At 38.4% G+C, this 14,641-nt stretch carries 13 protein-coding genes; 2 read left to right on the top strand and 11 right to left on the bottom strand.

Going from position 1 to position 14,641, the window contains the following annotated elements; translation table 11 throughout:
• Positions 1-364: 364 nt before the first annotated feature.
• From nagA to BBF96_RS01850, 7 genes are all read right to left on the bottom strand, one after another.
• Positions 365-1,531 (bottom strand): N-acetylglucosamine-6-phosphate deacetylase, encoded by a 1,167-nt coding sequence (gene nagA / locus BBF96_RS01880; protein WP_127015587.1) that lies wholly within the window; start codon positions 1,529-1,531, stop codon positions 365-367.
• A 16-nt stretch (positions 1,532-1,547) separates the two neighbouring features.
• The gene (locus tag BBF96_RS01875) at positions 1,548-2,291 is read right to left on the bottom strand and encodes a phosphatase (RefSeq protein WP_127015586.1); all 744 of its coding nucleotides are present in this window, start codon (positions 2,289-2,291) and stop codon (positions 1,548-1,550) included.
• 29 nt (positions 2,292-2,320) lie between these two features.
• Positions 2,321-3,178, bottom strand: a complete 858-nt coding sequence (locus BBF96_RS01870) for a hypothetical protein (RefSeq protein WP_127015585.1) — start codon at positions 3,176-3,178, stop codon at positions 2,321-2,323.
• A 201-nt stretch (positions 3,179-3,379) separates the two neighbouring features.
• Entirely contained in the window at positions 3,380-3,637 is a 258-nt protein-coding gene (locus BBF96_RS01865; RefSeq protein WP_127015584.1) for an HPr family phosphocarrier protein, read from the bottom strand.
• Positions 3,638-3,662: 25 nt separating this feature from the next.
• Positions 3,663-5,645 carry a glycoside hydrolase family 15 protein gene (locus BBF96_RS01860; RefSeq protein ID WP_127015583.1) on the bottom strand — a complete coding sequence of 661 codons (1,983 nt, stop codon included), beginning with the start codon at positions 5,643-5,645 and terminating at the stop codon, positions 3,663-3,665.
• Between the two features lie 11 nt (positions 5,646-5,656).
• Entirely contained in the window at positions 5,657-8,119 is a 2,463-nt protein-coding gene (locus BBF96_RS01855) for a sugar phosphate nucleotidyltransferase (RefSeq protein ID WP_127015582.1), read from the bottom strand.
• A 24-nt stretch (positions 8,120-8,143) separates the two neighbouring features.
• The gene (locus tag BBF96_RS01850; RefSeq protein WP_127015581.1) at positions 8,144-9,397 is read right to left on the bottom strand and encodes a glycosyltransferase family 4 protein; all 1,254 of its coding nucleotides are present in this window, start codon (positions 9,395-9,397) and stop codon (positions 8,144-8,146) included.
• A gap of 140 nt (positions 9,398-9,537) precedes the next feature.
• Here BBF96_RS01850 and BBF96_RS01845 point away from each other — a divergent pair, with 140 nt between their 5' ends.
• Both BBF96_RS01845 and BBF96_RS01840 read left to right on the top strand, forming a co-directional pair.
• Positions 9,538-11,121 carry a glycoside hydrolase family 57 protein gene (locus tag BBF96_RS01845; RefSeq protein ID WP_127015580.1) on the top strand — a complete coding sequence of 528 codons (1,584 nt, stop codon included), beginning with the start codon at positions 9,538-9,540 and terminating at the stop codon, positions 11,119-11,121.
• Positions 11,122-11,163: 42 nt separating this feature from the next.
• Complete coding sequence (locus BBF96_RS01840; protein ID WP_127015579.1) at positions 11,164-11,955, top strand: DUF4912 domain-containing protein; 792 nt, start codon at positions 11,164-11,166, stop codon at positions 11,953-11,955.
• 50 nt (positions 11,956-12,005) lie between these two features.
• On the opposite strand, the gene BBF96_RS01835 is transcribed toward BBF96_RS01840, so the two are convergent.
• From BBF96_RS01835 to BBF96_RS01820, 4 genes are all read right to left on the bottom strand, one after another.
• Positions 12,006-12,599: a methyltransferase domain-containing protein gene (locus tag BBF96_RS01835; RefSeq protein WP_127015578.1), complete on the bottom strand. Its 594-nt coding sequence runs from the start codon at positions 12,597-12,599 to the stop codon at positions 12,006-12,008.
• Positions 12,600-12,819: 220 nt separating this feature from the next.
• Positions 12,820-12,951: a hypothetical protein gene (locus BBF96_RS01825; RefSeq protein ID WP_335876829.1), complete on the bottom strand. Its 132-nt coding sequence runs from the start codon at positions 12,949-12,951 to the stop codon at positions 12,820-12,822.
• Positions 12,952-12,995: 44 nt separating this feature from the next.
• Positions 12,996-13,127, bottom strand: a complete 132-nt coding sequence (locus BBF96_RS17100; protein ID WP_257792002.1) for a hypothetical protein — start codon at positions 13,125-13,127, stop codon at positions 12,996-12,998.
• 289 nt (positions 13,128-13,416) lie between these two features.
• Positions 13,417-14,577: a tetratricopeptide repeat protein gene (locus BBF96_RS01820; RefSeq protein ID WP_127015575.1), complete on the bottom strand. Its 1,161-nt coding sequence runs from the start codon at positions 14,575-14,577 to the stop codon at positions 13,417-13,419.
• Positions 14,578-14,641: the final 64 nt, after the last annotated feature.

Raw genomic sequence — 14,641 nt, 5'->3', positions numbered from 1 at the left:
CTTCCTTGGCTTCAGCCTTGACTTATACGCTTCAGAAATTATATTTAGTTTTTCTGGCAGTACACGAGCAAGTCTCTAAAAAAGAAAGGTTTATCAACAAGCTCAAAAGGACTTCTCCTTCTCTTTTACAAATTATTTATAATTAAACTGCAAAAAGCTAATTTTGAGCGACATAGAAATTTTTCGCTAAACCATCTTAGCGAAATTTCCAACGAAATAAGGCCTCATCACAGGAGGTAGTGAGCTAGTTCTAAGGGCCAGGAGGGCCCTTTGATTAGGAAGCCTTATTTTGGCGGAAATCGAGTTCTAGATGGTTCGAAAAATTTTTCAAGGAGCGAAAAATTAGCTTTTTACAGTAAAATCTTTAATTAAATTTCTGATAAACTACCCGACCTTCAATTATTGTCTCCCTAACCTCAAGATCAGGTGTAAGTAAAGTAAGATCTGCATTTTTACCGATTTCAATACTCCCCTTCCGGTCTTCAAGCCCCAAAAGTCGGGCCGGATTGGTAGCTGCCATCTGCATAACATCAACAATGGAGAGCCCTACCATCCGAACTGCATTTTGTACAGCTTCTTGCATGGTCAGGGTACTACCAGCCAGAGTACCATCTGCTAGCCTGGCCTCTTTTCCTTTTTTCCATACTTTTAAGCCTCCTAGCTCATACTCACCATCTTCAAGCCCAGCTGCCCGCATGGCATCAGTAATCAGAACCATCTTATCAGGCAACTTTAACTTACTTAAAATACGTACAATTGCCGGATGTAAGTGAACACCATCTACAATCACCTCTGCTATAAGAGGTAAGTCCATAATTGCTCCAACTACACCCGGCTCACGATGATGAAGTCCCCGCATTCCATTAAAAGTATGAACACCATGAGTAGCGCCAGCCTCATAGGCTGCTCTTATATCATCATATGTGCCATCAGTATGACCTACAGCAATCAACACTCCTTCTTTCCTCATCTCCCGAATATAATCCAGAGCTCCTTCCGTTTCAGGAGCGACAGTTACTATAAATCTTCCCGGTACATTCACTTTTAATTTTCTGGTCCAGGCTGTATCACAGGGTACAATCAGCTCTTCCTGATGTGCTCCCTTTTTAGCCGGATTGATAAATGGTCCTTCCATATGAAAACCGAGAATCTTAGCTCCATCCTCATTTATTTCTGTAGCTTTCGCTACCACTTCTACTGCCCTCTCAATCTGATCAAAAGAAGCCGTTATTCCCGTTGGAACAAATCCAGTAACACCCTGAGATGCTTTAAATCGAGCAATCTTCATAAGCCCTTTTATATCTCCATCCATCACATCAACGCCAACTGCTCCGTGGCAGTGAATGTCTATCCAGCCAGGGCAAATATATCCTCCTTTAAGATCAATAACCTGATGATCCTTTAAAATCAAGTCATTGACCTCATCAGTAAGTAGCATCTCAGCAATTTTTCCATCCCGTATTACCAGTACATGATCAGCCAGAATCCCCTGCCTCAATACTATCTTACCATTAATTAAATATATGGTCATTTATAGTTTGTTCCCCCTATTTATTGTTAAAAAATCCTTTCTTAACCTGTCTTTTTCGATTTACAAATTCCATAACCCGTTCCACAGAAGTATTTAGCACCTGTTCGGGTTTCATTCCCACCTGTTTAACCAACCTAATGGCATAATCTAATCTCCCAACATCAAAGGAAATATGGGCATCACTATCTACCGAAACAGTGATACCCTCCTTCAAACAGTGTTTAGCTATAGCATAACAGTTCTCTTGACTTCCTTTCCGACTACCGCGAAAACTACTATTATTAATCTCCAGTATCACATCATTTTCCATTGCTGCTGCTACCACCTGTTTTACATCAATGGGAAACATAGGATTTCCAGGATGTACAACCAGATCGACTAAAGGATTTTTAATCGCTCCAATCATAGCTCTGGTATGATCCTCTACACTTTCACCCTCATACCCGCATAATGGATGAAACCCTACCAGAACTATATCTAATTGTGCAAGGATCTCATCAGGTACATCCAGACTACCATCCAATCCAACTATATTGGCCTCTACTCCTTTTAAAATCCGAACTCCTTCGATTTCTTCGGGCAATCGGATCAGATGACGAAAATAATCCAGATTTGCTGCCCCGGGCATATTTGGCCCATGATCTGTAGTTGCCATAATCTTAATACCATTCAATCTGGCACCTTCAGCCATTTCTCTCAACGTACTGTATGCATGTCCACATTTTAAAGTATGAGTATGTAAATCTGCTATTACTCTCATCATAACCTCCTTCTTTCATTCCAGGTAATTTAATAAAGCAATCCTCCCTGACTTAGTATAATCCCTGCTATAAAATTTAACAAATAAATTTCCAATGGGGCAAAATTTCGGGTAATAAATAAAAGATTAAGACCCAAAAGTCCAGCAAAAACCCATATAAAACCAAAAAACTGAAGATTAATATAAATTCCAATCACAATAAGGACCCAATCAATCCATAACAATACCTTAAACTCCCGGCCTCTAAATACTATATCGAATAGATAAAAGAGAATTATAAAAGCAATGGGGCCCCAAATGTACTGCTCCATATTCAGTTCACTACCAATCAAAATAGCCGGAATAGCCTGCACTGTCTCTTTATTATCAATTCGTTCTATCAATCCTTTGATAGCATAAGCAAAAAAGATCCAGGGCAGAACTTCCCCTGCTATCGATATTTGACTCAAAAATTGAGCAGGAATCAGACCCAACAAATCTCTTCCCAGGTGGACCAGAATAATAATGGCTCCACTAAAGACTCCCAAAACCAGCCATTTGAGCAAGTTTCGCAACGGTTCCATTAATGATTGTAGACCCAGAGCCAGCAAAAGTCCCAAAGTCAAGCATAAAATCAAATTGATATTATAAGTTTCCTGGTTTAAATAAATAGCAAGCCCACCAGCATATAAAACCAGATTTAAGCGTCTATTACCCTTAAGTTGGGCAATTCCAAAAATAAGCTCTAAAAATCCCCCTACAATAAGGCCGGTATTTAATTCACTCCAGAACCATCCTGCTGCCGCAACCATTATAATGGGATGAAAGATGGGATAACGAGATAAATAGAGATCTATAAGCCCCAATACCATTAAGCCGACCCATAAATAGATTTGATAACTTATCACATTGCCACCTCAACTTTCACCTGATTTTCCCTTTTACTAAACTAATCTAATCTCAATTATATAACCTATCCCGAAAAAATGCAAAAAAAAATAAAAGACAGCCTGAACAGATTTAATAATTCAGCACTGTCTCTTTCATAATTTCTCAAGAAGCGAAAAATTAGCTTTTTGCAGTTTAACCAAAAATTAGCTTTAAGCACATTACCCGCTATTTTCTATAAATCTGGCTAAATCCTTAAGAGCACACTCTTCATCTTCACCCCGGGCCCGAATGATAAACTCATCACCGGGAGCGATAGCCAGTGCCAGAAGACTCATTATACTTTTGGCATTGACCTCTTTATCTTCGTATATGATCATAATTCTGGAAGTATATTTACTTGCAATCTGGACAAATTGCGTCGCCATCTCTGCATTCAGTCCTTTTTCTCCTTTGAAAACAAATTTTCTTTCTACCACTGTCCATCCCTCCCATTTTTCTAAACTACACTTTCATAAAACACTTTTGATTAATCTCAGCATATTTCTTCAAATAATTATTTACCACCATTATCAGTGTAGCATGGGACCAGGTCAAAGGTGCCACTGAAAGTGGTTCTCCTGTATATGGGTGAATCTGTTCTGATAAAACTCCACTTTCACACTGATGATCAACTACCCAATACAAAATTTTTAGTGGTTTTTCTAAATCTTCATAAGTTTCAGCAATTTCGATATACCAATCTGCCAGCCACATTGTACAGATAAACCAGGGGTTCCCGGGAACATTGGCAATATCCTCACTTTTTTTGAAATAATAATCATTTGTGTAGCGAGCAATTCCACCCACCTCAGTTTTACACCAAAGACCATTCTCGATGGCTTGCATCGTCTGCACCATCTTTGGATCTTTAGCTGGCAAAACACCAAATTTAAAAACCCCATATAAACTACTTTCTAAGGTTAGATCACGTCGAATATTATCCCCCTCCAGATAAATCCCGCGGATAAAACGTCCTAACTTTTGGTCATATAAATGAGTCAATATTGCCTCTTTGACCTCAGAAGCAGCTTGGGCATATCGGTTATATCTTTTTAAATCTCCCAATAGTTTAGCAAAATTAGCAGCAGCAATCAATCCACCATAAACTGATGCTGCTGTAAAGGTAAAAATTCCTCGCCGTTCCTCCCATAGATCATAACTCATCAAAGGAAGTTTCAATCCGGGATGGCGGTAGTCCACCATAAAATCAGCAGCTTTTTTAATCAATGGCTGATAGAGAGATTCTACAAACTCCAGATCATGAAACCATTCATAAAAATGCCACAAAGCAAAGAGGATCAATGCGGTCTCATCCTCTTGAATGGGTAATTGAATCTCCCCATTATAAAACCAGGGATGCCAGCTAGAACCTACTGAACCATCGGGATTATATTTATGCCATACATATCCTCCCTCAGCCAGAACCTTCTCACAAAACCTAAAAAACCGTGATGTAATCTCAGGATAACCTGCCATATCCAGAGCATAGGCTACCAGTGCCCCGTCTCTAGGCCACATATAACTGTAATGGTCCCGGTTATATTGAAGAATATCAGAGTCATTGGCAGCGATAATAGCACCATTATTATCAATCTGGGTTCTGACAATTAAAAGACTTAATTTATAGAGATCAACAATCTCCGAAGACAGGTTATGAAACCCTTTTTTTGTCTTGTTCACCCAGGCCCTCCAGTAAGCCTCTGTCTTTTGTAAAAGATTAGCTGGCCCGCGGCTTAAGACATAAGAGTTCATTTCCCGTACTTCCTCAAAACCACGATCAACTACTATCCAGTAATAGATCACCTCTTCATCCTTTCCCGGAACATTGACTCTAAAACTAATAGTACTATCTACCGAACCCTGAGCAATGGTGTTACCTTCCAACCAGCCATCTTCTGCATCCCGCCAGGTTCCTTCTGCTCCCCCAAACCGTTTTATACCACAGGCATATTGAAAAAACCCATCACCAGTCTCAGTAAACCCGTTAATCAAAAAACAAATATCGCGTTTATATTGAATTATTACATCCAGACTGGGGTCATAAAAAACTGTATCTCCAATATTGGTTTCATTAATACTAAAATCATGGGTTAAGAAAATCCTGATCTCCCGTTCCCAATCAAAAAGATTTTTTACTTTAATTTTCTTCAAATATATATTTTCCCGGAAATGAACCAGGTCATTTATCTCAAGTTCCACTCCTAAACCATCATGACGGGCATTGGCTTTGGTTACAAGACTCTCTTTAAGATACCCAACCTTATTTTGCCAACCATATTCATCGGTCCAGCTAAACTGACCATCAACCCAGACTCCCAGGCTATTTTTATGACCGCCAATATGGTTTAACTCCCCAACATGGGGAAAGTATAGATCTCGCATATTTAAGTCTTTATCAAAATTAATTAAAAGATTCCCATTTCCTATAGTTAATGCCCTCGGCATCTTACCTCCTCCTAACTCGTTTTAAAATCTTCTATCATGGCAGCATATTCCTGAGAGATTTGAGATGCCAGTTCTGGATTATCTGCTTCAGTGTAAACATGGAAGACCGGTTCATCATTATCAGGATAAATCCATGTCCAACCATGGTCATGCTGTATTCTTACACCATCCACCAGCTCCACCTTGTCATTCCTGGTAGTTTCAATCAACTTACGCATTACTTTACCCTTCTCTTCCCACGGACAGTCCACATCTTCTAGACTTGTATAGAATGCTGGAATAGATTCAATTAACTCATCTGGAGTTATCTCCTGATCTGCTAAAAAGTCCAGAATCAGTGTCAGTGCTGCCAATCCATCACTATAGGGGAAGATAAAAGGTTGTCCATTTTCTACTGCCACATCAAAAAACGTACGCATTATCGTTGGCCTATCACTCCGGGTACGGATAATCTCTCCTCCGTATTCCTCAACCAATTCATCAATATAAGCAGGGGCACTTATTGGTACAACCAATCTCCTTACTCCCTGATGAAGAAGAACCATGGCCATTAAAATCTGAAATTCCTCTTCAGTCACCACTCTGCCTGATTCAGTGATCAGAGTCAGATTCTCTCCATTATGATCCAGAATAATCCCCATATCAGCTTCTAAATCAAAAACCATCTGTCCAATCCGATTACTGGTAGAAAGCCTTTCAGCAAAACTTAAAGGCCGCATCCCGCGTCCATAGTTATAAGTAAATTCTGCTTCACAACCAAGACGGTCAAGCATATTAAGTAAAAGCTGAGAAAGACTATCATATTCATAATCAATCACCAATCGATACCGTCTGCGGCGAATCTGATCACGATTGATCAGTGATTCAAGCCCATGTAAATAGCTATCAATCATCTGAGGTGCATAGTAATATTCTCCAACATGCTCCTGGTCTGCCCGTTTAAAATCTTCACCGAAAAATTTCTTTTCAATCTCCCTTTCCATACTTCGATTAATATTAATTCCATTTTCATCCATAAACTCAAAAATTATTTCTTCAGGGTTATCATAACAACAGCGAATATGCATTCCACCACTAGCTTCTAAAGAAGCAATACTGTATCTGGCAACAGGAGATGGTATCTCACCCAGATCAACGACCCTTATTCCGCTGGAGAGAAGCCCTGCTACTACAGATTTTTGCAGCATTTTAGAGACTGCAAAATTATCGGAGCTTACAGCAATTTCTGCACCATTCTCAAAAGTTGACCCATAGGCACATGCCAATTTAGCTGCAAACTCTGGAGTTATCTCAATATTTGCCAGACCATGTACTCCGTAAGTATTAAAGAGCCGCTTCCGCCATTTAGGTGCCCAGACAAGACTTTTATTAAGGTTGGTATAATCTTCCACAACCTTCATTGGCCAGATCTTTACACCCGGTTGGATAGTTACATTCCTTCCAATTGTACAATCTGTACCCAGAGCCGCTCCTTCAAAAATTCGAACATTATCTTTAACCTTTACTCCATCACAGAGAAAACCAGCTCTGATTTCTGTATTCCTGCCCAGATATACCCCAGACCAGAGAATGCTTCTCTTAAGTGAACTACCGGATTCAATGATGGTATAATCTCCTATCACAACTGCTTCTAAATGTGTTCCAGGCTTAATTACTACATCTTCTCCAATGAAGACCGGTGCAGTTAAATGTACATTTCCAGGAATATCTGTTCCTTCACCAATCCAGATCCCTTCTTCAATCTGTCTACCTCGAATATATACATCAGCTTTTTTAGTCAAAATATCAAATTGAGTTTGCATATACTGTTCCAGATCACCAATATCGGACCAATAACCATCTGCAGGAAAACCGTACAAAGTCTGGCCATCCTGCATTAGCAAAGGAAAGAGATCTTTACTAAAATCAAACTTAACTCCATGATCATAATATTCAAAAATCTTTGGTTCCAGGATATAAATTCCTGTATTGACCAGATCACTAAAAACTTCTCCCCAGGATGGTTTTTCTAAAAAACGCATAATTCTACCATTCTCATCAGTAATCACCACGCCATACTCTAAAGGTATTTCCTGGCGGCTTAAAACCAGAGTAGCTATACTCTTTTTCTCCTGATGATATCTAATAGCTTGACTGAGATCAATATCTGTCAAAGCATCTCCACTAATCACAACAAATGTCTCATCCAGAAAATCTGAAGCATTGTGTACACTTCCCGCTGTTCCCAATGGTTCTTCTTCCTGAAAATAGTATAACTTAACTCCCCAACGGCTACCGTCACCAAAATAATCTCTAATCATCTCGGGAAGATAACATGTAGTAACCCCAATCTCAGTGATTCTGTGTTCCTTTAACAGCTCAATGCTATATTCCATTACAGGTTTGTTTAAAATCGGTACCAGCGGTTTTGGAAGGTCACAGGTTAATGGACGTAATCTTGTTCCCTTACCTCCAGCCATAATAATTGCTTTCATCCTTACCACATCCTCCTTCTTTCCTTACTTTCCTGTAGTTTGATACCGGTATTCTACTTTTTCATTAACCATATTAATACCAGTAATCTCTTCACCCCAATCACTTTCCAGATACTCATCATATACCCGTTGATAAACTTTATTGGTCTTTTTAGCAATCCCGGGCCAGTTATACTTCTCTTTTACCTTTTTAAAACCATTTTCCTGAATCTTTTTACCCAACTCAGGGTTTTTTAAAACCCGTAAAATCCCCTGGGCCAGCTCATGTGGAGATCCAGGATGAACCTTAATCCCATCTACCCCATCCTCTACAATCTCTGCCATGCCACCTACATTAGTGACAAGAACTGGAACTTTAGCAGCCATAGCTTCCAGTGCTACAATTCCGAAAGGTTCATACAGACTTGGAAAAACAGCCAGATCACAGACACGGTAGAGATTATTTCTCGTCTTATCATCAATAAAACCGGTGAAATAGCACCTATCATAAACACCAAGCCGTGTTGCCTGGTCTTTTAGTTCATCCATTTTGGGTCCTTTTCCGGCAATAACAAATTTGGTCTGAGGATTATGGAATAAAATTTCAGGTATTGACTCAATCAAAACCTGTACACCTTTCTCCTGCACCAATCTGCCTACAAAAAAGACCATTTTTTCATCGGGATGGGCATAATTCTCTCGAAATCCTTCTAAAACATCACCTGAAAAATCCTCAGGTTCCACGCCATTTTCAATAATATCAATCTTATCTTCAGGAACCTGAAAAAGATATTGAATTTCGCGTTTCATGTAATTACTACAGACTATAACCCGCCAGGCTTCATAACAAGAAAGCCATTCCAAATCATTAATATAACGTTGCAAGTCATTATAAATACCGTGATTTCTACCGTGTTCTGTGGCATGGATGGTCATAATCAAAGGAACTTTTAGTTGGTGTTTCAAAGTTCGGGCAGCCATTATTACCAACCAATCATGACCGTGAATCAAATCAAAATGACGCCCTTTTAAAATCAGGCTACCTGCTGCCTGTACCATTTCAAAATTAATCTGAAGAATAGAAGACGCAAAATCTGGAGCATTAACGAGAGGGTGCTTAACCCGGATAATCTCAATCCCATTTTTCATCTCTTCTTTAAGTGCACCTGTAGCCATCTGAGTAATTACTGTAACCTTATGTCCTTCTTTAACCAGTGCTTCACTCAGTGGCTTAACATGCCTGGCCAATCCCCCGACCTGTAGTGGCGGATATTCAGGGGAAAAAGTTAAAATATGCAAAAAAACTTCCCTCCTTATAAATTTTCTCTGCTTTTTAATATCTCCAGAGGTGGTGGTTTTATTCAGTTCTTTTATGTATAAAATTTTATCTCTCTACTCATATTAAAAGGAGTACGACTGTTGAATAGGAGTGAAGTGAATTGACTCAGGGTTATCTCAACCTAGTATTACATGCCCATTTACCTTTTGTACGCCATCCAAATGATTCTGATCCCTTAGAGGAAGATTGGTTTTATGAGGCAATTACCGAAACATATTTGCCGCTATTAAAAATGATGGAACAATTGGAAAGGGAAAATGTACCTTTTCCCATCACTATCGTTTTAAGCCCCACATTATTAAATATGCTAAATGATAAGCTTCTTAAGACCCGTTATCTACGACGCTTAGAGAGATTAATAGAATTGGCACAAAAAGAAGTCAAACGAACTCAAAATGAACCTGAATTTAATAGAGTAGCCCAAATGTATTTAGATTCATTTAAAAAAGTCTATCATTTATTCTGTGAAAGGTATGAAAAAAATATTATTCAAGGTTTTCGATATTTTCAAGAGATCGGGCAAATTGAAATTATCACCTGTGCTGCCACCCACGGATATCTACCATTAATGATTTATCCTGAATCAATTAGAGCCCAAATCCGTCAGGGAATAAGAACTTATGAACGGTTCTTTGGTCGTAAACCACGGGGAATATGGTTACCGGAGTGTGGTTATAAACCGGGTTTTGATCAAATTCTGGCTGATGAAGGAATTGAATTCTTTTTTGTAGATACCCATTGCCTCCTCTATGCCACACCCCGCCCTAAATATGGGGTCAACGCTCCAGTCTATACTCCAGCGGGTGTGGCAGTCTTCGGTCGGGATGTAGAGACCTCAAAACAGGTCTGGAGTGCTCAGGAAGGATATCCAGGAGATTTTGATTACCGTGAGTTTTACCGGGATATAGGATATGACCTGGATTATAACTATATCCGTCCATACATTCACTCCTCAGGGATTAGAAAAATGACAGGAATCAAATACTACCGGATTACCGGAAAAACCGATTATAAAAAGGTCTACAAACCGGATTGGGCTAGAAAAAAAGCATCTATCCATGCCAGCAACTTTATCTTCAACCGTCAAAAACAGATTGAGTATTTAACAACCTTTATGGATAAACCACCAATCATAAATGCACCCTATGATGCTGAACTATTTGGTCATTGGTGGTATGAAGGACCTCAATTTCTGGAGTTCGTTATCAAAAAACTTTATTTTGATCAAAACCAGGTCAGGTTGATTACGCCTTCCAGATATCTGGAAAAATATCCAAACCATCAAATTGCCCAACCCTCCGAGGGAAGCTGGGGTCATGAGGGATATCACGAAGTCTGGCTCAATGGAACCAATGACTGGATTTATCCTTATCTTCATCAAGCAAGCCGTCAGATGATCGATCTGGCTTCAGAGTATAAAAATCCTTCTTTACTGGAACTTAGGGCATTAAACCAGGCAGCACGTGAGTTACTGTTGGCCCAAAGTAGTGACTGGGCATTTATCATGAAAACAGGTACTATGGTTGACTATGCCATTCGCCGTATCAAAACCCATTTGAATCAATTTAATGAAATTGTGAAAATGATTAGAGAGAAAAGAATTGATGAAGAGAAACTGAGCAGGTTTGAAGCAGAAAATAACCTTTTTCCCGAATTGGACTATAGAATTTACCAGCATATATAATACTTTTCATACCAGAAGATTATCCCAGGAGGTGACCTCCCTTTGATTAAATGGATTATTTTATTGATCCCTGTATTAATAGCCATATTCTATTTTATAAGCAAACGGGAAAAAGGTGATAAGGAAGTGGTTCTTCCTCCTCGAAAAAATGAGGATATGGAAATAGCAGAAGAACCAAACATAAGTCACAAACCTGAATGGGAAAATAAGTTGGATTTAGAAGTGGAAAGAGAAAAAATGAAAAGAAAAAGCAGGATTGAGTTATTAAAGGATGAAGAAAAAACAAAGACACCTGAAAAATTCAGACCTGTTCAGGTATTGGAGTTGGATTATAATGCTCCGGCTGATCACGTAATTCAAATAGGCGTTCAACCCGAGCCAATTTCCGGATATGAGATGGCCATTGACATGGAGTTAAATCCCACATTAATAGCACTTGCCAAAGACCCTTATTGGGTATTCGTTTATTGGGTATTACCTCCTGATGCACCCTCTGGAAAATGGGAACTCAAAGTTCGAAATTTTTCACAGCAGATTGATTTCTTTCAAGCTGTTGACCCAAAGGCAGGAAACTGGTATCTATATTTAAATCAACCTGATCAAAAATTTATCTTTGAATTAGGTGTAAGGGATGAAGCCGGACATTTTCACCCTATCCTCTGTTCAAATGAGGTTCAAACTCCACCAGACAGACCATCTAATATAGTTGATACTAAGTGGATGACCATTGACGAGTTTTATCAGAAAAAGATAGTCATAAGTCCAGAAGGTTCACCAGAGTTTATTATTCAGGTTGGCGGCAAAATTGGAGCATCTGAACAAATGATACAATAGAGAAAAAGAGCCTTTTCCCACTATTGGGAAAAGGCTTTTCTAACGCCTGCCTAATTTAAATATAGCAACTCCACCAGATACATCCTATCATCATCTACAACTCTTTTGGCGTTATACCCGAACTTTTCAGCCATCTTCACTACTTGATCTGCCGGCGGTAAATAATCTTCTTTCACCTCTTTACCAGCTTTGTGATGTAAATTATTGATATTTTCCCGGGACTCAGAATGAAAGATTACCAACCAACCGCCATGTTTTAAAAGTAATCCAAACCTTCTTAAAATACCTTCTTTATCTTTTAAATGAGGAAAAACCGAATAACACAAGATCAAATCATACTTTCTTTCAGTTAACGGATATGAATAAATATCTCCTACAATGAATTCAATATTCGAATAATCCCTGTGCTTTTTTTTAGAAACCTCAATCATCTTTTCTGCAAAATCAATGGCAGTAATCCGTACCCTTTCACCATATCTCTCCTTTAAAAATGGAATTAAAACTCCGGTTCCAGAACCTACATCCAAAATCTCTGGATTAACAATGTCAGGTAACCCATCAAGTACTTTCCTGATTTTAATGCTATCATGATTAACTATCTGATCCCATTTTTCTGCTTTTTGATTAAAAAATTCTCTAGACATTCTTTCACCCCTCTACAGATTTTCCATAATTTCTACCTTTGATGACTTAAGAAAATAAACTACCAACGGAATCAAAACAACTTGAATAATAATCCCTGGCAATCCTTTAATAATAGCGCCCCAGATGAATATCAAAGAATTGGCTGGCAAACTACTAATATTAAAAATATATACCAGAATCCAGACAATCAGACCTGCCCCAATTCCCCCTATCACCATACTAAAAAGTAAGGCCAGATATATAAAAATATCCGATCACCAGACCATAAATACCCAGTTCTACAAACATTATTGGAACCATCAGAATAATGGGCGGCATACCGGTAAGAAAACTGCTTAACACCAGCGTCACTACTCCAACAATCATTCCAACAACTGGGCCAAGTAAAGCTCCTGCTAAAAAACAGGAATATGCATCGGTAAAAAGATTGAGCCACCTGCCTCGAACAAATGAAAGCTAATTGGCAAAATTACACCTAATGCAATCAAAATTGCCATAGACACCATCTGTCTTGTTTTAATTTTCATCAATGATTCCTCCCTTTTAAAAATAATAAACCATGAAAGTAAAGCTATTTTCAAATAGCTTTAACCTTCATGGTTACTATATTTAATCTTATTTAATGGTTAAACTGCAAAAAGCTAATTTTTCACTTCTTGAGAAATTTTTCGAATCATCTAAAGTTCAATTTCCGCTGAAATAAGGCTTCCTGACTCAAAGGGCTCTCCTGGCCCTTAGAACTAGCTCATCACCTCCTGTGATGAGGCCTTATTTCCTATGTCGCTCAAAATTAGCTTTTTGCAGTATAATCAAGTATTATTCTCCCAATAACTGCTCTAATAACTCCTGTGCTTCTTTAAAATCAGGATTCATGTGCAGTGTTTTTCGTAATTCGGCTATGGCAGCTTCTTTCATCTCCAGAACAATATAGGCTTTAGCCAGATGTAAATGAGCTTTGGGATATTTAGGGTTCTTTTCAATAGCCAGAGTATATTGGGACATGGCCCGATAAGCATTACCTTGTTTTAAATATATATCACCCAAAGCAATCAATGCATCTGCAAATTGAGAATTATATTCAATAGCCAGTTCAAAATACTTTATAGCCTCTTCATAATTCTCCTGAAGTACCGCAATCTTACCTAGATAGAAATAAGCCTGGTAAAGATAAGGATTGATCTCTATGGTCTTTAAGAACTGATATTTAGCAAGATCATATTTTTCCATATGGTAATATGTCAAAGAAAGTTTTAACATACTGGATACAAACTTTGGATTGATCTCTAAAGTCTTTTTATAATACTCAGCCGCAGCAGAAAAATCACCTAAAGAAAACTTCAAATCTCCCAGACTTTGATAAATACTTATATTTCCAGCATCATATTTTAATGCAGTCTCCAATGCCTCAATAGCTTTTTCGTTTTCACCTAATTCCTTATAAATTAAAGCCAGATTTATATAACCTTCGACATATTTAGGATCCTGCATCAATGCCAGCTTATACTCAGTTATTGCCTTGTCATATTCACCGACTCCCTGATAAGCTAACGCCAAATCCCTGTGAAATTCAGCAGTACGAATACCCATATCATAAGCTTTTTTCAGTTCTTTCAATGCCTCATCCAACTGAGCACTATCAAACTGGGAATCTTTATTTAAATATAATTGCCCCAATCTCCAATGAAGATATCCAGAATCAAAGCCCTTATCCATCATTTCCTGTAATGAATCTTTAGTCTGCAACAGTTTATATAAATTAGCATAGGATAAAATTTTGTAAAAATAAGCATCATACACATATCTACCATCAGCATCTATTACCTGATCAAAAAATTCAATGGCCTTTTCATAATCTCCAGATAAATATGCCTCCATTCCCTGACCAAATAAATCTTCCTGAGCTGTTACAGGTAAAGCTAGCACAATTAAACCGACTATAACCAACAGAGCGATTAGGCTAAAATGTTTTTGTCGCACAGAAATTCCCTCCTCTTCAATTTAATTTCCTGATTTTACTGCAAAAAACTAATTCTTCACTTCA

This window comes from Anoxybacter fermentans (genome assembly GCF_003991135.1).
In the GTDB taxonomy this organism is placed as follows: domain Bacteria; phylum Bacillota; class Halanaerobiia; order DY22613; family DY22613; genus Anoxybacter; species Anoxybacter fermentans.
Note: the sequence above shows the minus strand (reverse complement) of the source record. Positions and strands in the feature narration are given on the sequence as shown.

Coding starts and splice junctions, on each gene's coding strand:
- nagA (WP_127015587.1), bottom strand. CDS start 1,531: ATGACCATATATTTAATTAATGGTAAGATAGTATTGAGGCAGGGGATT.
- BBF96_RS01875 (WP_127015586.1), bottom strand. CDS start 2,291: ATGAGAGTAATAGCAGATTTACATACTCATACTTTAAAATGTGGACAT.
- BBF96_RS01860 (WP_127015583.1), bottom strand. CDS start 5,645: ATGCCGAGGGCATTAACTATAGGAAATGGGAATCTTTTAATTAATTTT.
- BBF96_RS01855 (WP_127015582.1), bottom strand. CDS start 8,119: ATGAAAGCAATTATTATGGCTGGAGGTAAGGGAACAAGATTACGTCCA.
- BBF96_RS01835 (WP_127015578.1), bottom strand. CDS start 12,599: ATGTCTAGAGAATTTTTTAATCAAAAAGCAGAAAAATGGGATCAGATA.
- BBF96_RS17100 (WP_257792002.1), bottom strand. CDS start 13,127: ATGAAAATTAAAACAAGACAGATGGTGTCTATGGCAATTTTGATTGCA.